This is a genomic window from Streptomyces sp. NPDC030245 (assembly GCF_055572995.1).
In genome coordinates this window covers 245,128-267,550 of the sequence record NZ_JBVICF010000014.1, presented here as the reverse complement: position 1 = coordinate 267,550, position 22,423 = coordinate 245,128, and the positions used below count along the sequence as shown (strand labels likewise).

General features: G+C 73.3%; 14 protein-coding genes. 7 read left to right on the top strand and 7 right to left on the bottom strand.

The genetic code is table 11. The features are described from left to right. Positions 1–392 precede the first annotated feature (392 nt). On the bottom strand, positions 393–941 hold the full coding sequence (locus tag ACZ4Z4_RS32900; RefSeq protein WP_468335544.1) for a MarR family winged helix-turn-helix transcriptional regulator: 549 nt from the start codon (positions 939–941) through the stop codon (positions 393–395). A gap of 135 nt (positions 942–1,076) precedes the next feature. On the opposite strand from ACZ4Z4_RS32900, the gene ACZ4Z4_RS32895 reads away from it, so the two are divergent. After that, the gene (locus ACZ4Z4_RS32895) at positions 1,077–2,363 is read left to right on the top strand and encodes an MFS transporter (RefSeq protein WP_468335541.1); all 1,287 of its coding nucleotides are present in this window, start codon (positions 1,077–1,079) and stop codon (positions 2,361–2,363) included. Between the two features lie 33 nt (positions 2,364–2,396). Here ACZ4Z4_RS32895 and ACZ4Z4_RS32890 read toward each other — a convergent pair whose 3' ends face one another. Together ACZ4Z4_RS32890 and ACZ4Z4_RS32885 are read right to left on the bottom strand one after the other, a co-directional pair. Next, positions 2,397–4,094, bottom strand: coding sequence for an ATP-binding SpoIIE family protein phosphatase (locus ACZ4Z4_RS32890; RefSeq protein ID WP_468335538.1), 1,698 nt, complete (start codon positions 4,092–4,094; stop codon positions 2,397–2,399). A gap of 165 nt (positions 4,095–4,259) precedes the next feature. Beyond that, the gene (locus ACZ4Z4_RS32885) at positions 4,260–5,654 is read right to left on the bottom strand and encodes an NAD(P)/FAD-dependent oxidoreductase (protein WP_468335535.1); all 1,395 of its coding nucleotides are present in this window, start codon (positions 5,652–5,654) and stop codon (positions 4,260–4,262) included. 372 nt (positions 5,655–6,026) lie between these two features. Here ACZ4Z4_RS32885 and ACZ4Z4_RS32880 point away from each other — a divergent pair, with 372 nt between their 5' ends. After that, on the top strand, positions 6,027–6,797 hold the full coding sequence (locus ACZ4Z4_RS32880; RefSeq protein ID WP_468335532.1) for a TetR/AcrR family transcriptional regulator: 771 nt from the start codon (positions 6,027–6,029) through the stop codon (positions 6,795–6,797). A gap of 203 nt (positions 6,798–7,000) precedes the next feature. Beyond that, entirely contained in the window at positions 7,001–8,857 is a 1,857-nt protein-coding gene (locus ACZ4Z4_RS32875; protein WP_468335529.1) for a sigma-70 family RNA polymerase sigma factor, read from the top strand. Positions 8,858–8,868: 11 nt separating this feature from the next. Here ACZ4Z4_RS32875 and ACZ4Z4_RS32870 read toward each other — a convergent pair whose 3' ends face one another. Further along, a complete protein-coding gene (locus ACZ4Z4_RS32870; RefSeq protein ID WP_468335582.1) occupies positions 8,869–12,168 on the bottom strand; it encodes an ATP-binding protein in 3,300 nt (1,099 codons plus the stop codon). A gap of 97 nt (positions 12,169–12,265) precedes the next feature. Beyond that, complete coding sequence (locus ACZ4Z4_RS32865) at positions 12,266–14,350, bottom strand: asparagine synthase-related protein (protein ID WP_468335526.1); 2,085 nt, start codon at positions 14,348–14,350, stop codon at positions 12,266–12,268. Between the two features lie 813 nt (positions 14,351–15,163). Here ACZ4Z4_RS32865 and ACZ4Z4_RS32860 point away from each other — a divergent pair. The 4 genes from ACZ4Z4_RS32860 (at position 15,164) to ACZ4Z4_RS32845 (ending at position 20,257) form a co-directional block, all read left to right on the top strand. Further along, a complete protein-coding gene (locus tag ACZ4Z4_RS32860) occupies positions 15,164–16,609 on the top strand; it encodes an MFS transporter (protein WP_468335523.1) in 1,446 nt (481 codons plus the stop codon). Positions 16,610–16,761: 152 nt separating this feature from the next. Next, positions 16,762–17,997: an L-2-hydroxyglutarate oxidase gene (gene lhgO, locus ACZ4Z4_RS32855; protein ID WP_468335521.1), complete on the top strand. Its 1,236-nt coding sequence runs from the start codon at positions 16,762–16,764 to the stop codon at positions 17,995–17,997. Between the two features lie 87 nt (positions 17,998–18,084). Beyond that, on the top strand, positions 18,085–18,867 hold the full coding sequence (trmB, locus tag ACZ4Z4_RS32850) for a tRNA (guanosine(46)-N7)-methyltransferase TrmB (protein ID WP_468335579.1): 783 nt from the start codon (positions 18,085–18,087) through the stop codon (positions 18,865–18,867). Between the two features lie 43 nt (positions 18,868–18,910). Then, positions 18,911–20,257, top strand: a complete 1,347-nt coding sequence (locus ACZ4Z4_RS32845; RefSeq protein ID WP_468335518.1) for a PrsW family intramembrane metalloprotease — start codon at positions 18,911–18,913, stop codon at positions 20,255–20,257. Between the two features lie 10 nt (positions 20,258–20,267). Here the strand turns inward: ACZ4Z4_RS32845 and ACZ4Z4_RS32840 are convergent, their stop codons facing one another. Together ACZ4Z4_RS32840 and ACZ4Z4_RS32835 are read right to left on the bottom strand one after the other, a co-directional pair. Further along, a complete protein-coding gene (locus ACZ4Z4_RS32840) occupies positions 20,268–21,212 on the bottom strand; it encodes an aldo/keto reductase (protein WP_468335515.1) in 945 nt (314 codons plus the stop codon). Positions 21,213–21,328: 116 nt separating this feature from the next. Then, positions 21,329–22,414: a M23 family metallopeptidase gene (locus tag ACZ4Z4_RS32835; RefSeq protein ID WP_468335512.1), complete on the bottom strand. Its 1,086-nt coding sequence runs from the start codon at positions 22,412–22,414 to the stop codon at positions 21,329–21,331. Positions 22,415–22,423 lie beyond the last annotated feature (9 nt).

The following is a 22,423-nucleotide window of genomic DNA, read 5'->3' as shown; positions in this document are numbered from 1 at the left end:
CTATCAGACTCTTTCGTGTCCGATTTCCTCGGTGCCTTTCCGGTTCCCGCTCCGGCCTTTCGGCTTTCGCGTTTCCCTTTCCGGCGGTTCCGACTCTATCAGATCCTTTCGGGCCTGACTCCCAGTCAGCGGGAGGTGTCTTCGCGGCTGTTGGGCCGTTCCGACGTCTCAAACTCTAGCGGGTTTTCCCGGCGACTCATAATCGAGCCTTTGGAATTGAATTCGGGCATGCCGAATTGCATCCGTTGGGAGGTCGTGCTGAGTTTGGTTTGCCGCTCGATCAGCGGCGGGATGTGCTGTCGCAGAACCGTTACGGCTCCGTGGCAACCCGAAGAACCTTACGGATCCATTGGGTGGCTGTCAACCCCACCCTGTGCCCCGCCGGAGGCGGTTCAGTCCAGATCGGTGAGGCGTCCGCCGGCGTCCGGCTGGGCGTACTCCACGCGACGTAGAAGACGGGTGAGCACCTCGCCCAGGGCGCCGCGCTCCTCCTGGGACAGGTCCTGGAGGAGATCCTCCTCGAAGACCGTGGCCAGGCGCATCGCCTCCAGCCACTTCTCGCGGCCCTCTGCGGTCAGCTCGACGATCACGCGGACCCGGTTGGACTCGTCGCGGTCCCTGGTGACCAGGCCCTCCGCCACCATGCGGTCGATGCGGTGGGTCATGGCCGCGGGCGTCAGGCCAAGCCGCTTGGCCAGCTCACCGGGGCCCATTTGGTACGGGGCCCCCGAGAGGACGAGGGCCTTGAGGACCTCCCACTCGGCGTTGCTTATCCCGAGGGTCGCCGTCTGGCGCCCGTAGGCCACGTTCATCCGGCGGTTCAGGCGGCCGAGGGCCGAGACGATCTGCTCGACCTGCGGGTCGAGGTCCTGGAACTCGCGCTGATACGCGGCGATCTGTTCTTCAAGTGTCGGCTCGGTCGGGCCGGGGGTGTCACCCATGGGCCGAGTATGGCACGGGCCCGCTTGGCATTGAAGTCCTTCAGTGTGTACTGTTTAGATCCTAACTTTAGCTTCGAAGTCTTCACTTCTAAGGCTTCGCATCGACTCTCAAGGCAGGTGAAAGTGACCAGGGCGATGGGCGCAGCGATGCGTCGTATCCAGGCAGGCAGCGCGCTGAGCGCGTTCGGCATCGGTTTCACGGTCCCGTTCCTCTACGTCTACGTGGCGCAGGTGCGGGAGCTCGGATCCAGTGCGGCGGGCATCGTGCTCGCCGCGTTCGCCATGGCCGCGCTGATCGTCCTGCCCATCACCGGCCGCGTCATCGACCGTCGGGGTCCTCTCCCCGTGCTGGTGGGCGCGGCGGTCGTCGCCTCCGTGGGCGCGGTCGCGCTCGGCGTCGCGGACAGTGAGACGACGGCGATCCTCTCCGCGGCCCTGCTCGGCGCGGGTACGGCCGTGATGCAGCCCGCGCTGGCGACGATGATCGTGTGGTCGTCGACGCCCGCCACCCGTACGCGGTCCTTCGCGATGCAGTTCTTCCTCCAGAACCTGGGCCTCGGCATCGGTGGTCTCATCGGCGGCCAGATCGTCGACGAGGACCGGCCCGGCAGCTTCACGCTGCTGTTCTCCATCGAGTCCGTGATGTTCCTGGTGCTCGCGGCCATCGCGCTGACCGTGCGGCTGCCGCACGCGCCGTCCATCCAGGACTCGATGCCCAAGGACGCCTCGGCGCCGCGGGGCGGCATGCGCGCGCTCCTGAAGCACAAGGCCATGGTGCAGCTGTGCGTGCTCGGCTTCGTGATCTTCTTCGCCTGCTACGGGCAGTTCGAGTCGGGCCTCTCCGCGTACGGCGTGGAGGCCGCGGGGATCTCGCCGTCGACGCTCGGCATCGCGCTGGCCGCCAACACGGCGATGATCGTGCTCGCGCAGTTCGCCGTCCTGAAGTTCGTCGAGCGCCGCAAGCGGTCCCGGGTGATCGCGGCCGTCGGTCTGATCTGGGCCTTCGCATGGCTCCTCGCCGGGTACGCCGGGCTCGGGCACGGCAGCCAGGCGATGGCGACCGCCGCGTTCGTGTCGACGTACGCCCTCTTCGGGCTCGGTGAGGCGATGCTGTCGCCGACCGTCGCGCCGCTGGTCGCGGACCTCGCGCCGGGCGGCATGGTCGGTCAGTACAACTCGGCGTTCGCCCTGGTGAAGCAGCTCGCTCTCGCGGTCGGTCCGGCCGTGGGCGGGCCGATGGGTGCCGCGCTGCACGTCCCGTACATCGTGACGTTCGTGCTGTTCTCGCTGGGCATCACGGTGCTCGCGGTGCGGCTCGGGCGCGGGCTCACCCCCGTGCAGAACCAGCCGTCGCTGGCGAAGAGCCCGGTGGTGGCGCAGGGCGGCCCTACTGCGGCCGCGCCCGCCACGGCCGACGCGTAACACCCGCCGCGCACGGCCGGCGCGGGACGCGCGCTACTTGGGAAGCGCGAACTCGCACCAGACGGCCTTGCCGCCGCCCGGTGTGCGGCGCGAGCCCCAGTTCGACGCGATCGTGGCGACGATGGCGATGCCGCGTCCCGCCTCGTCGGCCGGTTCGGCGCGGCGGCGGCGCGGCAGGTGGTCGTCGCCGTCGGTGACCTCGATGATCAGCCGGCGGTCGGTGCGGCGCAGGCGGAGCCGCATCGGCGGGGTGCCGTGCTGGAGGGAGTTGGCGACCAGTTCGCTGGCGGCGAGGACGCCCAGGTCGTGCAGTTCCGGGGAGAAGCGCCAGCTGGCGAGGACGCCCGTGGCGAAGGCACGCGCGCGTGGTGCCGCTTCGACGCCGCCGAGGAGTTCCAGGGCCGCGTTCCTGAAGAGCTCGGCGTCCGAGCCGGCGCGGGCGGGGTGCTGGAGGACCAGGACGGCGACGTCGTCGTCGTGGTCGGCGGTCACTCCCAGGGCGCGGATCAGGCGGTCGCAGACCACTTGGGGGGTGCCGGTGGCGCCGGCCAGGGCGCGCTCCAGGGCGGCCACGCCTTCGTCGATGTCCTCGCTGCGCCGCTCGACGAGGCCGTCCGTGTAGAGGACGGCGGTCGAGCCGGGGCCGAGGGGTACGGAGCCCGAGGTGTGGAGCCAGCCGCCGGTGCCGAGCGGGGGTCCTGTGGGCTCCTCCGCGCGGTGGATGGTGCCGTTCTCGTCGCGCACGAGGATGGGGAGGTGGCCCGCGGAGGCGTAGACGAGGCTTCCTTCGTTCGGGTCGTGCACTGCGTAGACGCAGGTGGCGATCTGGCTCGCGTCGATCTCGGCGGCGAGGCCGTCGAGGAGCTGGAGGACCTCGTGCGGGGGCAGGTCGAGGCGGGCGTAGGCGCGCACGGCGGTGCGGAGCTGGCCCATGACGGCCGCCGCGCGGACGCCGCGGCCCATGACGTCGCCGATGACGAGGGCGGTGCGGCCGCCGCCGAGGGTGATCACGTCGTACCAGTCGCCGCCGACCGCGGCCTCGGTGCCGCCCGGTTGGTATGTGGCGGCGATGCGGAGGTCGTCGGGCTGCTCCAGCTCCTGGGGCAGGAGGGACTTCTGGAGGGTGACGGCTGTCTCGCGCTGGGCCCGCTCGCTGGTGCGCAGGCGCTCGGCCGCCTCGGCGTGGTCGGTGACGTCGGCGGCGAAGACCAGGACGCCGCCGCCCGCTCCGGGGCCCGTGGCGGAGCCGCCGAGGGGCAGCGTCACGGGGGTGCACGTGAAGGTGTACGACCGGCCGGTGGGGGCCTTGCGGGACTTGACGGTGCGCGGCTTGCGGCTGCGCAGGACCTGGTCGAGGAGGGGCAGCAGGCCCAGCTCCTCCAGCTCGGGCAGTGCCACGCGCGCGGTCTCGCCGACGGGGCGGGGGCCGAAGGCGGCCACGTACGCGTCGTTGACGTACGCGATGCGGTGGTCGGTGCCGTGCACGAGGGCCACGAGGGCGGGGATGCGGTCGAGCACCTCGCGGATCGGCAGTTCGTCGACGCCGTCGGGTCCCGGGCCGCCCGCGGTGCCGTCCGGGGGTGCGGTCTCCGCTCCGTCGGTGGGCCGCTCGGCGCGGGCCGCGGGGACGGAGCCGTCCCCGCGCGGTGCCGGGGCGATCGCTTGTTCGGTCCGCGCTGCTGCGCGGCGCTGCGTTCCGGGGAGCCGGGCGCTCCAGCGCGTGAAGTTCACTGCGGTAGGCCTCGTGGTGTCGCTTCTGGATCGGGAACACAGCATGTCGCGAGCGGACGTCCCTGGTGTCGGCCTGACGGCCTGCCCATGGTCACACGGACAGTCTGGCCGAACGGACTGACAACCGTCAGACGCCGGTGCCGTGCGGGGAGTTCCTGACTCCGGTCAGGAGGACTCCTTCGGGCGTTCGCCACCGGCTGCGAGTTCGAACTCCGCACGGGGGTGTTCGAGCGACCCCAGGGAGACGATCTCGCGTTTGAACAGGCCGGACAGGGTCCATTCGGCGAGCACTCGGGACTTGCGGTTGATGGTCGGCACTCTGCTCAGGTGGTAGACGCGGTGCATGAACCAGGCAGGGTAGCCCTTTAGCTTGCGTCCGTAGACGTGCGCGACACCTTTGTGCAGTCCCAATGAGGCGACGGAGCCCACGTATTTGTGCGTGTACTCCTGGAGGGGCCGGTCGCGCAGGGACGCGACGATGTTGTCGCCGAGGACCTTGGCCTGGCGTACGGCGTGTTGGGCGTTGGGCGCGCACTCCGTGCCGGCCCGGACCGCCGTGACGTCGGGGACCGCGGCGGCGTCTCCCGCGCCCCACGCGTGCGTGGTGCCTTCGACGGTCAGCCGTGCGGTGCAGGTGAGGCGGCCGCGTTCGTTCAGCGGCAGGTCCGACGCGGCGAGTACGGGGTGGGGTTTGACGCCCGCGGTCCAGACGACGGTGCGGGTGGGGTGGCGGGCGCCGTCGCTGAGGACGGCCACGCGGTCCTCGCAGGAGTCAAGCCGCGTGTCGAGGCGTACGTCGATATTGCGCCTTCGCAGTTCGCGCACCGTGTACTTGCCCATTTCGTCGCCGACTTCGGGCAGGATCCGGCCCGTCGCCTCGACGAGGATCCACTTCATGTCCTCGGGCTTGATGTTGTGGTAGTACCGGGTGGCGTAGCGCGCCATGTCCTCCAGCTCGCCGAGCGCCTCGACGCCCGCGTAGCCGCCGCCCACGAAGACGAAGGTCAGGGCGGCGTCGCGGATCGCGGGGTCGCGGGTGGAGGAGGCGATGTCCATCTGCTCGATGACGTGGTTGCGCAGCCCGATGGCCTCTTCGACGGTCTTGAAGCCGATGGCGTACTCGGCGAGGCCGGGGACGGGCAGCGTGCGCGCGATGGAGCCGGGGGCCATGACGAGGTGGTCGTACGCGATCCGGACGGGCCCGGTGCCCTCCTCCTCGGTGGCGAGGGTGGTGAACGTCGCGGTGCGCTTGGCGTGGTCGACGGACCCGACCTCGCCGATGACGATGCGGCACTTGTCGAGGACGCGGCGGAGCGGCACGACGACGTGGCGCGGCGAGATGGAGCCGGCCGCCGCCTCGGGCAGGAACGGCTGGTACGTCATGTACGGGTCGGGAGTGATCACGACGATCTCGACCTCGCCCCGCTTGAGCTCCCGTTTCAGCTTTCGTTGGAGTCTCAGCGCGGTGTACATGCCGACGTAGCCGCCGCCGACGACGAGAATGCGCACACAGTCCGGAGGTACGGGGGTCGTCCCCCGGGAGATCGCAGCCTTCACCATCCCATGACGCACCCGGCTCCGGAGTTTGTCCACAGGCCCGGCAATTTGTGTGACCGGACGCGGTGTGCGGGAAAGGCCCGGCGGCGTGCCGAGGGGTGGCGGAGGTGCCCAGGTCAGCCTGGGCGGGGAGGGTGCGGAAGAGGGGTGCGACAAGGCCTGAAAGGGCGCGTACTCCGATCGGGGGGCGCGCTGTGCGGAACCCGCCTCTTCTGAATTGACTCCCGCTCAACTATGTTCGTGGGACGTCGGGGTGTCGGGGGATGCGCTCGTCGGGCCGGATTCCCGGCTCACGGAAGGGCTCGCTCCTCACACGTCGGTAGTCAATGGCGGGGAGTGTCTCCGGGGGGAGACGTCATTACCGGGGGAACGTGTATGCACATTCAGGAGACTCACTGGACTTCCGCCGCCGTGCCGGCGTCAGCCGTCGGCCCGAGCGGGAACGGACGTGACATGGGGGAAGGAGCGCGCACGACACCGCTGCGTGTCGACGCACAGCGCAATCTCGAACATGTGCTCAGGGCGGCACGCGAAGTCTTCGGCGAGCTGGGGTACGGCGCGCCGATGGAGGACGTGGCGCGCCGCGCGCGGGTCGGTGTCGGCACTGTCTACCGACGCTTCCCGAGCAAGGACGTGCTGGTCAGGCGGATAGCCGAGGAGGAGACCTCCCGGCTGACGGATCAGGCGCGTGCGGCGCTCGGGCAGGAGGACGAGCCGTGGTCGGCGCTCTCGCGCTTCCTGCGGACGTCGGTGGCGTCGGGTGCGGGGCGGCTGCTGCCGCCGCAGGTGCTGCGGGTGAGCGTCGAGGACGGTGCCGCCAAGGAGGACGAGGCGCGGGTGCCGCAGCAGCGGCAGCCGGCCACGGACTCTCCCGAGCTGCGTCTGATCGAACAGCGCCAGGCACCCGTGGAGGAGTCGGCCTCCCTGGGTGACGACGCGGGGGCGGCGACTCTGCTCGAGGTCGTCGGCCGCCTCGTGGACCGGGCCCGGGCCGCGGGCGAGCTGCGCGCGGACGTGACGGTGGCCGACGTCCTGCTGGTGATAGCGACGGCGGCGCCCTCGCTGCCCGACGCGGCACAGCAGGCGGCGGCCTCTTCGCGGCTGCTCGACATCCTGCTCGAAGGGCTGCGGTCCCGGCCCGCGTAACCGGCCGGGCCGTTCGGCGGAAGGCTCGACCTCGCGTCAGACAGCGAACGTTGAGCCTTCCCCGAACGGGTGAAAGGTAGTGCTCCATCGCGGTAAATCGCCCCGGACGGGTGGTTGAACGTCCGCACCGTCGGCCTCGGCACGCCCGTGTGCCACTCTTTCCCGGTGGTCGGGTCTGAGTGTGCAACCGGGGGCGGTCCGCGATGAGTGTTGACGGTCCGGACGAGTCGTCCGCCGGGCTCGGCGAGGGGGCTCCCTCGGACGGCGGCACGGAGACCGGTGGGTCGCGCGTGCCACCGCAGCGTGAGGGCGGCGAGGCGGCCCCACGGTCCGACGCCGACCTGATCGCCCGGATGCGCTCCGGCGACGACTCCGCGTACGAGGAGCTGTACCGCCGGCACGCCGGTGCCGTGCGCCGCTATGCGCGCACCTGCTGCCGGGACGCCCACACCGCCGACGACCTCACCGCCGAGGTGTTCGCCCGCATGTTGCAGGCGGTGCGCGGCGGCAGCGGGCCCGAGCACGCCGTGCGCGCCTATCTGCTCACCACCGTGCGGCGGGTCGCCGCCGGGTGGACGCAGTCGGCGAAGCGGGAGCAACTGGTCGACGACTTCGCGGTGTTCGCCGCGCAGGCGGCGCGCGGCACCGAGGTCTCGGACGACGACACATTGGACCTGGGCGCCGACGTCCGCGCGATGCACGAGGCCGAGCAGTCGATGGCCATGCAGGCCTTCCGGAGTCTGCCGGAGCGCTGGCAGGCCGTCCTGTGGCACACGGAGGTCGAGGAGGAGTCCCCGAGCGAGGTCGCCACGCTCTTCGGCCTCGACGCGAACGGCACGCGGGTGCTCGCGAGCCGCGCCCGCGAAGGCCTCAAGCAGGCCTATCTCCAGGCACACGTCAGCGCCACGCTCACCGAGAGCGAGGAGTGCGCGCGCTACGCCGACCGGCTCGGTGCCTACGCCCGCGGCGGCCTGCGCACCCGTGCCGAGCGGGGGCTGCGCAAGCACCTGGAGGAGTGCGCCAAGTGCCGGCTCGCCGCGGGCCAGATCAAGGACGTGGCCAGCGGCATCCCGGCGGTCGTGCCCATCGCCGTCATCGGCTGGTTCGGTGCCGCCGGGTACGCGAAGGTGGCGGCGCTCGTCGGTGGCGGCACCGCGACAGCGGGCGCCGCGGGGGCCGCGGGTGCGGCCGCGGCGAGCGGGTCGGTCGGCGGTTCGGCCGCGGGCGGTGCCGCCGCGTCCGAGGGGCTCGGCGCCCCCGCGAAGGCGGGTATCGCGGCGAGCGTCGTCGTGGCGGCCGGGGTGGCCGCGGCGATCGCCCTCTCCGGAGGCAGCGGCAAGCCCAAGGAGGATCCGCCGCCGAAGGCCAAGGACCCCGCGGTGTCCGAGTCGATCGTGCCGCAGAAGCCGCCGTCGTCGAAGCCGAAGCCCGAACCGCCCCCGCCGCCCGTGCCGGCCGCGAAACCCAGCCCCACCCCCACCCCGTCCCCCACGCCGAAGCCGAAGCCTCCCGCGAAGGAGAAGCCTCGGCCGAAGCCGCCCCCGCCGGCCCCGAAGCCCACCCCCACCCCGCCCGAGCCGACCCCGACCCCGACCCCGACCCCGAAGCCGCCGCCGCCACCGGCCCCGAAGGTCTACCAGTGGAACGAGCTGAAGTACGGCCTCACCGGCGACGGCACCGAGCCCGAGATGCGGCTCGGCGAGAGCAGCTGGGTGTGGCAGCGCTGGGGCCTTTCGATCGGCGACAAGCGGTACTCCCACGGCGTGACCGTGCACGGCAGGTCCTCCGTCACCATCGATCTGAACCGCAGCTGTTCGACGTACGACGCGGTCGTCGGGGTCGACGACATGACGATGGGGCTCGGCAGGGTGCGCTTCTCCGTGTTCGGGGACGGGGCGCGGTTGTGGCAGTCGCCGCTGGTCAAGGGCGGTGACCCGGCGGTGGCCGTGCACGTGGACCTGACGGGCCGCAAGACGGTCCGGCTCGTCGTCGAACCGCACACGCCGTTCGACACGACGGCCCTCGCGGACTGGGCGCAGTCGCGGATGTCCTGCGTCTAGATGCCCTGCGTCTAGGTGTCCTGCACCGGGTTGTGCGGGGGCACCGCCTCGGCTGCCTCGGCTGCCTCGGCCGCCTCCGTGATCGCCTCGTCGACCGTCAGGGCGCTGCCCGCGGCGCGCTCCCGCTCGTACCCGTCCGGGCCGAGCACGGCCAGTGCCTCGCGCGCCACGCGGTCCGCGTCCACGGCCTCCGGCCTGGGGCGCGGGTTGCCGTTGCGCAGGGAGGTGGCGACGGCGAGCAGCCGGGCCGCGCGCGGGTGGTCGCCGAGGTCGCTGAGGAGCACGGCGGCGCCGTCCATCAGGGACGCCACGATCACTTCGGAGCACCGGGCCGTCCACGCCGTGCGCACCGCGGCGACGATGAGCGGCAGGCCCGCGGCAGGCCCCGACTCGGCCGCGACGACGCGGGCCTCCACTCCGTCGAGACCTGCTTCGAACTGCGGGGGCGGCGAGTTGCCGTACGAGGCCTCGCTGCGGGCCTCCTGGAGCAGCCTGCGCGCCTCGACGACGTCCCCTTCCTCCAGGACCATGATCGCGCGCAGCAGTCGTACGAAGGCACGGGAGTCCGTCACCCCGTACCGCTCGGCCTCGCGGCTCGCCTCGTCGAGCACCTTCAGCGCGACGTTCCTGTCGCCCTCGCGGTAGGAGATCTCGGCGAGCCGGGCGAGCAGGAACGGCGCCTCGGCATGGGCGCCCACCTCGTAGGCGAGGCGGAGCGCTTCCTCGTACTCCCCCCGCGCCTCCTCGTGGTGGCTGCGGGCCAGGGCGGCCTCGCCCGCCGCGCCGCACACCTGGGCCCGCATCCAGCGGTCGCCCACGCGGCGGCTCAGCTCCCGCAGCTCCGCCAGGTCCTCGTCGACGCCCGAGAGGTTGCCCGGCATGTCGACGGCCATGTGGGTGCGGAACATGAGGATGACGCCGAGGTCCCAGTCCCCGCCGTACCTGCGGCAGTTCTCGATCGTCCGGTTCAGCGGGGCGAGCGCGTCCTCGTGGGTGCCGCCGGTGAAGAAGACGGTGAACGGCCAGAGCAGCCCGGGGAAGCGGGCGGCCTCCGGCACCGGCCTCTCGAAGGCGGCCCGCAGCGCCGCGACGCGCTCCGGGTCGGTCCGCTCGCCCTGGTGGGTCAGGGAGTCGGCGGGGCTGGACTCGGCGATCAGGCACAGGTGCAGCAGGTGGAGGTTCATCCACGGCCAGTAGAGCGGGTCGTCCTCCGCAGGGAGGCCGGGCGGGGCGAGCTCCAGGACGCGGGCCATCCAGTCGGAGCCCTCCCTGCGGTAGTTGCGCAGCCACCAGAACCAGCCCGTGTGCAGCGCCATCGCGATCGCCGACGCCGTGTCACCGGATTCGACGGTGCGCTGGAGGGCCGCCCGGATGTTGTCGAGCTCGGTCTCCATGCGGGTGATCCACGGCAGTTGCTCCGCGGAGCGGAGCAGCGGCTCGGCGCGGGCGACGAGGTCCGCGAAGTACGCCGAGTGGCGGGCCTCTGCCGCGGCGAGGACGCCGGGGGTCTCGGCGGCGCGCTCGGTGGCGTACTCGTGGATGGTCTCCAGGAGGCGGTAGCGCATGCCGCCGTCCGCGGGGCCGGCGTCCGGGACGGCCACGATCAGGGACTTGTCGACCAGGGCGCCGATGAGGTCGGTGGCGGGCGCGGTGCACACGGCCTCCGCCGCGGGGAGGTCCCAGCTGCCCGCGAAGACGGACGCCTCGCGCAGCACGGTCCGCTCGGCGTCGTCGAGGAGGTCCCAGGACCAGTCGACGACGGCCCGCAGGGTCTGCTGGCGCGGCAGGGCCGTGCGGGCGCCGCTGGTGAGGAGGCGGAAGCGGTCGTCGAGGCGGTCGGCGATCTGGCGCGGGGTGAGCAGCCGCAACCGGGCGGCGGCCAGCTCGATGGCGAGCGGCAGCCCGTCGAGCCTGCGGCAGATCTCGGCGACCGCCGCCGCGTCCTCGCCGGGGTCGAAGCCGGGGCGCACCGCCATGGCCCGCTCGGTGAAGAGCCGGTGGGCCGGGTCGGGCGGGAGCGGCTCCACGGGGCGCACCGACTCGCCCGGCACACCCAGGGGTTCGCGGCTGGTGGCGAGGATGGTGAGGCCGGGGCAGTGGGTGAGGAGGGCCTCGGCGAGCTCGGCGGCGGCACCGATGACGTGTTCGCAGTTGTCAAGGAGCAGGAGCAGGCTGCGCGGGGCGCAGTACTCGACGAGCAGGGCGATCGGGTCGTCCTGCGGGGCGGACAGCTCGCTGGTCATGAGCACGGTCTCACGCAGACCGAGCGCGCTGACGACAGCGCCGGGCACCGCCTCGGGGTGGTCGAGCGGGGCGAGCTCGGCCAGCCATGCCTGCGGATGCCCGGCGGCGGCTTCCTCGGCGAGGCGGGTCTTGCCGGAGCCGCCCGGTCCGGTGAGGGTGACGAGGCGTGCTCTGTGCAAGTCTGAACGGATGGCCGCGAGTTCGGGTTCCCGGCCGACGAAAGACGTCAAGCGGGTGCGGATGTTCCCGTTCTGCCCGGTTCTGCCCGGGGGCCGGTGTGCGTGCGACGGCGATGGTGACGGCGACGGATCGGGTTCGGCCGGTTCCTGTCCCTCGTGCGCCGGTCGCTCCGGCCCCGCCAGCAACTCCGCATGCAGCGCCCGCAGTTCCGGCCCCGGATCGGTGCCGAGTCCGTCGGCGAGGGAGCGGCGCGCGTCCTCGTAGGCGGCGAGGGCGTCCGCCCCGCGCCCCGCGTCGCGCAGGGCGCGGATCAGCAGGGCACGCAGCGTCTCGTCGTACGGCTGGGCGGTGGTCAGTTCCCGCAGCTCCGGTACGACGTCGGGGGCGCGGCCAAGGAGCAGGTCCGCCTCGATCCGCGCGCGGACGGCCTCGGCGCGCAGGGCCTCGGGACGGGCCGCGGTGGTGCGGTCGGGCAGGTCGGCGAGGGCGGGGCCGCGCCACAGGGCGAGGGCGTCGCGCAGGGTGCGGGCGGCGAGGGCCGGGTCGTCGCGGTCCAGGGCCGACCTGCCCTCGCGCGTGAGCTCCTCGAAGCGGTGCAGGTCGACGTCGGCGGGGGCGACGGCGAGGCGGTAGCCCCCGGGGGCCGACGCGACGGCGTCCTTGCCGAGCGCGCGGCGCAGCCGGCCGACGAGGGCCTGGAGGGCGGCGGGGGCGTCGGCCGGCGGGTCGTCGGCCCAGACCTCGTCGATGAGGGCGCCGACGGTGGCCGTGCGGTTCGCGTGGAGCGCGAGGGCGGCGAGGAGGGCGCGCAGCCGCTGGCCCCCCACGGGCAGGGGGGCGCCTTGGTCGTCGTACGCCTCGGTGGCGCCCAGGATTCGGTACCGCACCACGTCATTCTCCCCGTACGGGTGCGTGAGGGCCCGTGCTTTCTTTCCCGGCGTATGTCGCCGGGTGTGCCTGACGGTGAGGTGCTCCGGCGTACCGCTACCGCCCCGCCCCTAGTGCGCCCCTCTCCGGAACCACACTCCCCGTAGGAACAGCCCGCTGCCGTGCTGGAGTGCCCGTCCAGCACGTTCCTCTTCGCGACAGCAGCCGGCGCAGCCACAGCTCGGTGGAGACCAGATCGGCCAGGCCGTCCAGCGGGAGCGGCTCCCCCTCGGCGGCCGCGCGCAGGGCCTTGCGGACGACGCGGGCCTCGACCAGTCCCGCCTGGGCGAGGAGCGGGGTGTCGAAGAGGGCGACGAGGTCGTCCACCGCGAGGCGGAGCCCGGTGCGGGCGGCGACCGTGTTCGAGGTGTGGGACGGAGCGCCCCAGCCGGCCGGCAGGTCGGCGACTCCGGCGCCTTCCAGGACGGTGCGCAGGATGGCGGCCCGCGCGCCGGGCTGGACGCGCAGGGCCTCGGGGAGCGCGCGGCAGGCGCGGACGACCTGGTTGTCGAGGAAGGGCGCGTGCAGGCGCTGGAAGCGCACCTCGGCCGCCTGTTCCAGGACGCGCAGGTCGGCGGCGTGCCGGGCGAGGGCCGCCCGCGCGCGGAACTCGCCGGGGCGCTGGCCGGGGCCGCCGGGACGCATGGTGGTGTCGTGCAGCCGAACCGATACTTCTGCGAGGGCCTCACCGGTGAGCCAGCGCGCGGCGGGTCCGGGCCGGGCCCACGCGAGGGCGGCGAGCGACGCCCCGACCGCTCCGCCCGGCTCGTCGAAGCGGCGGTGCAGCAGCTGGTCGGCGAGCGATTCGACGCCCGCCCTGTGCGGCATCCGGGCGAGCTTGCGGGCGGCGCCGTACACGCGCGCGGGGACCAGCACCGAGCCGTCGGCCTTCGCCAGCGCCGCGACGGGGCGCACCATGTGGCGCCGTCTGCGGTCCATGAGGAGGTCGGCGAGGCGGGCGGGGTGGGCGTCGAGGACCTGCCGGGCGCCGTGGCCCGTGAAGTGGTCGGCGCTGCCCGACGAGAGCCGTGCGCGGTGGCGCTGGGCGGTCACCAGGGTGGAGCTCGGCTCGTCCGTCAGCGGTCCTTCGAGGTCGGCGTAGGGCAGGGCTTCCTCGCCCGCGGCGACGACCACGTGGTGCAGGCGGGGGTTGGCCGCGATGGCGCCGGCCCGCTCCAGTTCGGCCTCGCGGCCGTTGACGGCCAGGTCGTTGAAGGTGACGGCGAGGAGGCGCTCGCCCGCGCCCGTGCCGTGCCCGAGAACGGTGCCGGGCATCCCGGGCAGGCCGGCAGCGAGGAGGGCGAGGGTGCCCGAAGCGGGTCCTCCGGAGAGGTCGGCTCCGATGCCGGGCACCGGCATGCCGCGCGCCGCGCGCCGTTCCGCGGGCCCCATGCCGGGCACCGGTCCCGGGTCGACGTCCATGCCCGGCACGTGGCGTGGGGCGGTGAGGCGGGCGCGTACCGCCTCGATGAGGGCGTCGCGTACGCCGTCCACGGCGCTGTCGGCGTCGGCCGTGGGCGCCGCGACGGCCAGCGAGGCCACCGGTTCGTACCCGGCGATCTCCCGTGCGCCCGCGCGCAGGATCAGCGCGTGCCCCGGTGGTACGCGTCGCACTCCCTGGTACGGGGTGGAGTCGTGCAGGGCCTCGGGGACGTCGGGGGCGGCGAGCAGTGCCGCGAGGTGGCCGATGTCCAGGTGGGCCTCGATGAGGTCGGCCAGCGGCAGCGCGGCCGTCGCGTAGGCGGTGCCGCCCGCCCAGGGGGTGAAGAAGACGGGGCGGGCGCCGGCCAGGTCGCCTGCGATCATGACGCGGCGGCCGACCTGGACGACCGCCGTGTAACTGCCGGACCAGGCGGTCAGATGGCGCAGGGCGCCGCCGCGGGCGGCGAGGAGGCCGACCCGCAGCTCCTCGTCGGAGGCTCCGCAGACGCCGAGGACCGCGATGCGGGTCTGCTCGTCGGCCGTCACTGTGCGTACTTCGTCGGCCCGCCAGTCGCCGACCGCCCAGAGGGGATCCGGGTCGCCCCACAGGAGTTGGGAGCCCACGGGGTGCACGGTCTCGCCGTCGTCTCCGGTGGCTCCGGCCGAGCCCACCACCGAGGGTCTCGCGGTGGTACTGCTCCACCCCACCAACCACCGCATCGCTGCCTCCACAGGCTGTGGACAGATCTGGGGGTCCCATGCTGCCACGAAGGAGGCGTGCGGGAAGGGCCGCGGGGCCGCTGGAGCGGCGGTGAATACGCCCCTGGAGGGCGGTGGTTGAAGCGCAGAACGAAGGTGCTCTCCTTGGAAGCACCTCGGGTCTGCCTCGAGGATGCCTTGCGAGCGACCTGTGCGCAGGGCGTACGCGGTCCGCACGAGGGTGGGCGCACTCCACACTCGTGGGCGAAATGCCGGTTCTTGTACAGAGATGCTTTTCGGCCAAATCGGCCTGTGATGGGCCCACGGCGGAACCGTTCGAGGGCAACACACAGCCCGGGAGGCGGTGTTCGCCTCCCGGACCGGTCCGCCGCCCGCGGGGATGGAGGCGGCGGTGTCCCCCAGCCCACTGACTCCAGCGCAGCGGGCCGACCCACGCATCGCCAATGGAAGCGCTCCCCCCATGGCCGGAGAAGAGCGCACACACGGGCGCACGGCCACACGGCGGGAGCACGCGGAGCCGTCCGCGCACTTCCGCACGGACAACAATCTCGCCATCCGGAACTGCGCCTCTTAACGCTTGGGATGCGGCGAACTACGCTGTGTGTGCTGATGTTTTCGCGGAGGCATATACCTGGAGGATCGGCCAAGCGCTCTTGCGGCCGCCATTCCGGCCACCGCGCGCGGAGCCCGGGGGCGGGACGCCCGGAATCGCGGCGCGCGACGGCTCGGGCAGGGCTGCCCCCGGGGGAACGCAGCACGAATGCCGAGCGGTCCAGCACCGCCCGGCAGCCGTCTGTGTCCGAGGGGTGGCGCATGTCCAGGGAGCAACGCGGGCCGAACGAAAAGCTCGGCACCGTTCTCGCCCTCGCGGGAATCAGCAATGCGGGACTCGCCCGCCGGGTCAACGACCTCGGCGCCCAACGCGGGTTGACGCTCCGTTACGACAAGACGTCGGTGGCCCGCTGGGTGTCCAAGGGCATGGTGCCGCAGGGCGCCGCCCCGCACCTGATCGCGGCGGCCATCGGACAGAAGCTCGGCCGCCCGGTGCCGCTGCACGAGATCGGCCTCGCGGACGCCGACCCCGCGCCGGAGGTGGGCCTCGCCTTCCCCCGTGACGTGGGCGCGGCGGTGAAGTCCGCGACCGAGCTGTACCGCCTCGATCTGGCGGGCCGGCGCGCGGGCGGCGGGATCTGGCAGTCCCTGGCCGGCTCCTTCGCGGTCAGCGCGTACGCGACACCCGCGTCACGCTGGCTGATAACCCCGGCCGACAGCTCCGTCGCCCGCGACGTCTCCCGCGAGACGCCCCGCGACGCCGTGCACGCCGACGACAGCGGCGCGCCGATGAAGGTCGGCCACAGTGACGTACTGAAGCTGCGGGAGGCCGCCGAGGACGCCCGCCGCTGGGACTCCAAGTACGGGGGCGGCGACTGGCGCTCCTCGATGGTCCCGGAGTGCCTGCGCGTCGAGGCGGCTCCCCTGCTCCTCGGCTCGTACTCCGACGAGGTCGGACGCGCCCTCTTCGGAGCGTCGGCCGAGCTGACCCGCCTCGCCGGGTGGATGGCCTTCGACACCGGCCAGCAGGAGGCCGCCCAGCGGTACTACATCCAGGCGCTGCGCCTCGCGCGTGCGGCGGCCGACGTCCCCCTCGGGGGGTACGTCCTGGCGTCCATGTCCCTCCAGGCGACGTACCGCGGCTTCGGGGACGAGGGGGTCGACCTCGCGCAGGCCGCCCTGGAGCGGAACAGGGGCCTCGCCACCGCCCGCACCATGAGCTTCTTCCGCCTCGTCGAGGCACGGGCACACGCGCGTGCCAACGACGCGCAGGCCGCGGGGGCGGCGCTGCGGGCCGCCGAAGGGTGGCTGGAGCGGGCCAGGGACGGCGACCACGACCCGACCTGGCTCGGCTTCTACTCGTACGACCGCTTCGCCGCCGATGCCGCCGAGTGCTACCGCGACCTGAAGGCCCCCCGGCAGGTGCGGCGCTTCACGGAACAGGCGCTGTCCCGCCCCACGGAGGAATTCGTCCGGTCCCACGGCTTACGCCTCGTGGTGTCGGCGGTCGCCGAGCTGGAGTCCGGGAACCTCGACGCGGCGTGCGAGCAGGGCACGCGGGCGCTGGAGGTCGCCGGGCGCATCTCGTCCGCGAGGACCACGGAGTACGTGAAGGACCTGCTCCACCGCCTGGAGCCGTACGGGGACGAGCCGCGGGTGGTCGAGCTCCGCGAGCGGGCCAGGCCCCTCCTCGTGGCCCCGGCGTAGATCCGGGTCCCCCCTAGGGCCGCCGCCGCGCGGTGAACCGCCGGCTGAGGCCGGGTGAACCGGCGCGGAGCGGCGGGGGAGCATCCGGCGCCCGGGGTTTGGCGGCGTTGTCAGTGGCGCAGGGCAGTATCTGTGGTGGGAGGTGAGGCGCGGTGAAGAAGGTCGCGTACGACTGCGACGTGCTGGTGATCGGCGGCGGCATCGTCGGGCTCGCGACGGCGTATGCGCTCACGCGCGGCGCTCCCGGCACCACGGTCACGGTCCTGGAGAAGGAGCCGGGCCCCGCCCGCCACCAGACGGGCCGCAACAGCGGCGTGATCCACAGCGGGATCTACTACCGCCCGGGCTCCCTCAAGGCGAGGTACGCGGTCCGCGGCGCCGCCGAGATGGTCAAGTTCTGCGCGGAGTACGGCATCGCGCACGAGGTCACCGGCAAGCTGATCGTCGCCACGGAGCGCGCGGAGCTGCCCCGCCTGCACGCCCTCGTCCAGCGCGGCAGGGAGAACGGCATCCCGGTCCGCGAGCTCGGCCCCGCCCAGATAGCCGAGTACGAGCCGGAGGTCCGCGGCCTCGCCGCCATCCACGTCGGGACGACGGGGATCTGTGACTACGGCGCGGTGGCGCGGCACCTGGCCGACGCCTCCGGCGCGGAGATCCGCTTCGGCGCGGCCGGCGAGGCCGTCCACATCGACCGCCGCCCCGAGCGCGGCGTCGCGGTCCGCACCGCCGACGGCTCCGTCGTCCGCGGCAAGGTCCTGGTCAACTGCGGGGGGCTGCACTGCGACGAGATCGCGCGCCTGACCGGCGACGACCCGGCCATGCGGATCGTCCCGTTCCGCGGGGAGTACTTCGAGCTCGCCCGCCCCGAGCTGGTGCGCGGCCTCGTCTATCCCGTGCCCGACCCGGCCTTCCCCTTCCTCGGCGTCCACCTCACCCGAGGCATCGACGGCGGCGTCCACGTCGGACCGAACGCGGTCCCCGCCCTCGCCCGCGAGGGGTACGACTGGTCGGTCGTCCGCCCCCGCGAGCTCGCCGGCACCCTCGGCTGGCCCGGCTCCTGGCACCTGGCCCGCCGCCACTGGCGGTACGGAGCGGGTGAGCTGCGCCGCTCCGCGTCCAAGTCCGCCTTCACCGACGCGGTGCGCAGGCTGCTGCCCGCGGTCCGCCCCGCCGACCTGGTCCCGGCCCCCGCGGGCGTCCGCGCCCAGGCCGTCCTGCGGGACGGCACGCTGGTCGACGACTTCCTGATCCGTGAAGGCGCCCACACGGTCCACGTACTGAACGCGCCCTCGCCCGCCGCGACGGCGTCCCTCCCCGTGGGCAGGGAGGTCGCCCGCCGGGCGCTGGGCGTGCTGCGGGGCACGACCCCACCCCCGCTCGCCCCGTAAAATTGCCGCACTGTGTCTGACTCTTCCCGTATCCCTGACGCCTCCGGCGGTTCCGGCAGCTCCCACGTCTCCCGGTCCGGCGGCCGCGTGCAGGCCGCGCCGCGGTTCCCCGGCGGCCCCTCGCCCGACCCCGCGGGCTCGCACCACGAGCGGCGGATCCGCAGCTTCCAGCCGCGCCGCAGCCGGGTGACCACCAGCCAGGGGGACGCGCTGCGCCGGCTCTGGCCCCAGTGGGGCCTGGACATCGACGGGCTGCGCACGCTGGACCTCGCCGAGCTCTTCGGGGACGGCGGGACGCCGTTCACCGGGCCCGTCGTCCTGGAGATCGGCTTCGGGATGGGCGAGGCCACCGCCAAGATGGCCGCCGCCGACCCGGACACCGGCATCCTCGCCGTCGACGTGCACACCCCGGGCCAGGGCAACCTCCTCGCCCTCGCCGAGCGGCACGGCCTGACCAACGTCCGCGTGGCCAACGGCGACGCGATCATCCTCCTCCGCGAGATGCTGGCGCCCGCCTCACTCGACGGCCTCCGCGTCTACTTCCCCGACCCCTGGCCCAAGGCCCGCCACCACAAGCGCCGCCTGATCCAGCCGGAGTTCCTGACGCTGGCCGCGCCCTCCCTCAAGCCCGGCGCGCTGCTGCACTGCGCGACGGACTGGGAGCCGTACGCCGAGCAGATGCTGGAGGTGCTCACCGCGCACCCCGACTTCGAGAACACACAGGCCGACGGTGGGTTCGCGCCGCGCCCCGACTTCCGCCCCCGCACCCGCTTCGAGGGCCAGGGCCTGGACAAGGGGCACGTCGTCCACGACCTGCTGTTCCGCCGGGTCGCCCCGCCGCAGGACCCCACCGCCCCCGCCCAGGGCTGAGGCACCGTCGCGGCCGCCCGCCACCCTCGTTAGGGTCGACGACGTGGCCACCAGTCCGTCGTATCCGATACCCCCGGAGGCGCCCGCCCCGGGGGCGCTGCGCCACGTCCACTGGTGGCAGCGGCGCGCGATACGCGTGGCCGCGCTCGTCACCCTGCTCGCCCTCTCCGGCCTGGTGATCCTCGCCCTGGTCAGGGAGCAGACCGGCACCGAGGGCTTCCTGGTCGGGCTCGGCCTCGCGACCGTGCCCGTGCCGCTGCTCGTCGCCGCGTTCCGCTGGCTGGACCGGGTGGCACCGGGCCCCTGGCGGAACCTCCTGTTCGCCTTCTCCTGGGGCGCCTGCGCGGCCGCGCTCATAGCGATCGTCGCCAACAGCTTCGCGATCCGCTGGATAGCCACCGCCACCGCCGACCCCAGCAGCGCCGACACCCTCGGCGCCACCGTCATCGCCCCAATCGTCGAGGAGAGCGCCAAGGCGGCGGCCGTACTGCTCATCTTCCTCTTCCGCAGACGCGACTTCACCGGCATCGTCGACGGCATCGTCATCGCCGGCGTGACCGCGACCGGCTTCGCGTTCACCGAGAACATCCTCTATCTGGGCAACGCCTTCGTCACCGACCAGCTGAGCCGCGACAGCGGCCTCGCGTCGGTGACGGCCGCCACGTTCTTCGTCCGCGTCGTCATGTCCCCGTTCGCGCACCCGCTGTTCACGGTCCTGACGGGCATCGGCTTCGGCATCGCCGCGCTCTCGGCCGAGCGCCGGCACCTGCGCCGCGTGCTGCTCCCGCTCACCGGACTGCTGCTCGCGATGGGCGTGCACGCGCTGTGGAACGGCTCGGCGGTCTTCGGGGAGTACGGCTTCTTCGCCGTGTACGCCCTCTTCATGCTCCCGGCGTTCGGCCTGCTGACCTGGCTGGCGATCTGGACCCGGCAGCGCGAGCTGCGCATGGTCCGTACCGAGCTGCCCGTGTACACGGCGGCGGGCTGGCTCACCCCGCCCGAGCCGTACGCGCTCGGCTCGATGCGCGCCCGCTCACTGGCCCGCGACTACGCCGCCCACACCTGGGGGAAGGCCGCGGCCCGCACGGTCGCCGAGTACCAGACGTACGCGACGTCGCTCGCGCTCCTGCGCCACCGGGGCCGCCGCGGGCGAGCCGGTGCCGACTTCGTCGTACGCGAGCGGGAGCTCCTCGAAAAGCTCTGGGAGCGCCGCGGACCGGCCCGCCCCGCCCTGGCGTACGCGGCGGGGGCGACGGCACCGGTGAGGCCCCCGATGCCGTACGCGCCGTACGGCCAGGCCCCGCCCCCGTACGGACAGCCGCAGCCCTACCCGGCGTACGGCTACCCGGTGCACGGCCACCCGGCGTACAACCCCTACCGCGACAGCTGACCGCCGGGCGTCAGGCGGACGCCGCGGTCAGCGCCGCGACCTCCGCCTCCGTCAGTTCGAGGTCGCCGACCGCGAGCAGCGCGGGCAGCTGCTCCACCGTGCGCGCGGAGGCGATCGGCGCCGCGACGGTCGGCTGTGCGGCGAGCCAGGCGAGCGCCACGGTCGCGACCTCGGCACCGCGCGCCCCGGCGATCTCGTCGAGGGCGGCGAGCACCCGGTCGCCCCGCTCGCTCCCCACGTACTCCTCGACCCGGCCGCTGCGCGCGCTCTCCACCCGGGCGCCTTCGCGGTACTTGCCGGTGAGGAAGCCGGACGCGAGCGCGTAGTACGGGACGGCCGCGAGGCCGGAGCGGGAGGCGACCTCCTGGAGCGGGCCCTCGTAGGTGTCGCGGGAGACGAGGTTGTAGTGCGGCTGGAGCGCGACGTACCGCGCGAGGCCCTCGCGGTCGGAGAGGTCGAGGGACTCCTGGAGCCGCTCGGGGGTGATGTTGGAGGCCGCGATCGCCCGCACCTTGCCGGCCCGCACCAGCTCGTCGAGCGTGCCGATGATCTCCTCGACCGGGACCGAAGGATCGTCGTAGTGGGTGTAGTAGAGGTCGATGTAATCGGTGCCGAGGCGGCGCAGCGAGGCGTCGACCGCGCCCTTGACGTTGGCCGCGGAGAGGCCCTTGTACTCGGGGTGCGCGCTCACCTTGGTGGCGATGACGACGTCGGAGCGGTTGCCGCGCTCGGCCAGCCACTCGCCGATGAGGGTCTCGGACTCGCCGCCCCGGTTGCCCTCCGCCCACGCCGAGTAGACGTCGGCGGTGTCGATGAAGTTGCCGCCGGCCGCGGTGTAGGCGTCGAGGACGTCGAAGGACGCCGTCCGGTCCGCGGTCCAGCCGAAGACGTTGCCGCCGAGGGAGAGCGGGAAGACCTCGAGGTCGGAGGAGCCAAGCTGGCGAAGAGAAGTCATACGTTCTCCAACACCACCACCGGAAACACCATTCCGTTCCCGGGACCGGCAGCCCTGGCGTCGGGGGGTTGTCGCCAGGACCGCCGGAGTCTTTCAGAGGGGTCAGGCACAGGCTCTCAGGGGTTCAGGCCCTTGCTCTGAAGCCAGCCGAGCGGGTCGATCCCGGAGCCGCCGGGCGTGTGGACCTCCATGTGGAGGTGGGGACCGGTGACGTTGCCGGTCGCGCCGACGCGGCCGATGACGTCGCCCGTGCTGACCTTCTGACCCGCGCTCACGTTGAGCGAGGACTGGTGGCAGTACCAGACCTCCGTGCCGTCCTCCAGTTCGAGCACGGTGCGGTAGCCGTAGGCGCCCGCCCAGCCGGCCTCCTTGATGGTGCCGGTGTGCACGGCCTTGAGCGGGGTACCCGTGGGAGCGGCGAAGTCCAGACCGGTGTGGTGCCCGGAGGACCACATGGAACCGGCGTCACCGAAGTGCGACGTGAGGGTGTACGAGGAGGTGGGCAGGGCGTAGCTCTTGGCGAGCTTGGCGCGGCGCTCGGCCTCGGCCTTCGCCTTGCGGGCCTCCTCCTCCTTCTTCTTCTTGGCCGCGGCCTTGGCGTCCGCCGCCTTCTCGGCCGCCTTCTGCTGCTCGGCGGCCTCTTCGGCGGCCTTCTTGACCGCGGCTTCCTCGGCGGCCGTGCGCACGGCGGTGTCCGCCTGCTCCTGCTGGTTCTCGGCCTGCTGCATGATGCGGGCGCGCAGCGCCTCGCCCGCGTCGGTGGTGCCCTGCTCGGCGTCGCCCGCGCCGACCCCGGCTGCGGTGAGCGGAGCGGCGGCCGCGGCCGTGGTCGTCTCCGGCGCGTCGTCGGACATCAGCGCGCCGACGCCCGGCAGGGACTCGGCAGCCGGCAGCGAGTCCGCGACGGCACCCACGCCCGGCAGGTCGGGCAGGGATATGGCGACCGGCGGCTTGCCGTCCTGCGCGGTGGCGATGCCGCCCGCACCGACGGCGGCGATGACGCCCACGCCGAGCACGGTGGAGCTGCGGGCGAGTCCGCCGCCGCTCTTCTTGTGCACGCGGTGCCGGCCGCGGACGGGGCGGACGGACTCCTCGGTGGGGTTCCACTCCTCGGAGGAGGCGAGGGGGCCCTCGTCGTACGCGCCGAAGTCGTCGTCATTCGGAACGTACACGGCTCGGGGGGCAGGCCGGTTGGACGCCACTGGGGCGCG

Excerpts from the sequence above, each read along its gene's own strand:
- ACZ4Z4_RS32875 (WP_468335529.1), top strand. The coding sequence starts at position 7,001 with ATGAGTGTTGACGGTCCGGACGAGTCGTCCGCCGGGCTCGGCGAGGGG.
- ACZ4Z4_RS32860 (WP_468335523.1), top strand. The coding sequence starts at position 15,164 with ATGTCCAGGGAGCAACGCGGGCCGAACGAAAAGCTCGGCACCGTTCTC.
- ACZ4Z4_RS32885 (WP_468335535.1), bottom strand. The coding sequence starts at position 5,654 with ATGGTGAAGGCTGCGATCTCCCGGGGGACGACCCCCGTACCTCCGGAC.
- ACZ4Z4_RS32865 (WP_468335526.1), bottom strand. The coding sequence starts at position 14,350 with ATGCGGTGGTTGGTGGGGTGGAGCAGTACCACCGCGAGACCCTCGGTG.
- ACZ4Z4_RS32840 (WP_468335515.1), bottom strand. The coding sequence starts at position 21,212 with ATGACTTCTCTTCGCCAGCTTGGCTCCTCCGACCTCGAGGTCTTCCCG.
- ACZ4Z4_RS32895 (WP_468335541.1), top strand. The coding sequence starts at position 1,077 with ATGGGCGCAGCGATGCGTCGTATCCAGGCAGGCAGCGCGCTGAGCGCG.
- ACZ4Z4_RS32880 (WP_468335532.1), top strand. The coding sequence starts at position 6,027 with ATGCACATTCAGGAGACTCACTGGACTTCCGCCGCCGTGCCGGCGTCA.
- ACZ4Z4_RS32900 (WP_468335544.1), bottom strand. The coding sequence starts at position 941 with ATGGGTGACACCCCCGGCCCGACCGAGCCGACACTTGAAGAACAGATC.